At 52.7% G+C, this 564-nt stretch carries 1 protein-coding gene; it reads right to left on the reverse strand.

Annotated features, from left to right (window positions below):
* Positions 1–564: Holliday junction branch migration DNA helicase RuvB (ruvB, locus tag ACTHUR_RS16840; protein ID WP_440399832.1), on the reverse strand; the 564-nt coding region annotated here is incomplete at both ends.

Below are 564 nucleotides of genomic sequence, written 5' to 3' on the forward strand. Positions count from 1 at the left end.
GCTTAAGGCAGCATCGGCAATTTCCGCATCAATGACGCCGTTGTTTTTCACATCGGCATAATCGCGTACACGTCGCAAAAGGCGGTTGGCAATGCGCGGCGTACCGCGGCTGCGCTTGGCCACTTCCATCGCACCCTCTTCACCCATTTCCAACTGCAACAATTGAGCAGAACGGGCAACAATAGTCGCCAAGTCTTTGTTTTGATAAAACTCCAATCGGGACACAATACCGAAACGGTCGCGCAACGGATTGGTCAACATACCGGCACGGGTCGTCGCCCCCACCAATGTAAACGGCGGCAAATCGATTTTGACCGAACGCGCAGCCGGTCCCTCTCCAATCATGATGTCCAACTGATAATCTTCGAGCGCAGGATAAAGGATTTCTTCAACCACGGGGCTTAAGCGGTGAATTTCATCGATAAACAGCACATCATGCGGCTCGAGGTTGGTCAATAAAGCAGCAAGGTCGCCGGCGCGCTCCAAAACCGGGCCGCTGGTTTGACGCAAATTAACGCCCAACTCTTTGGCGATAATATGCGCCAAAGTAGTTTTGCCCAAACC

This window comes from Neisseria sp. P0021.S007 (assembly GCF_051956855.1).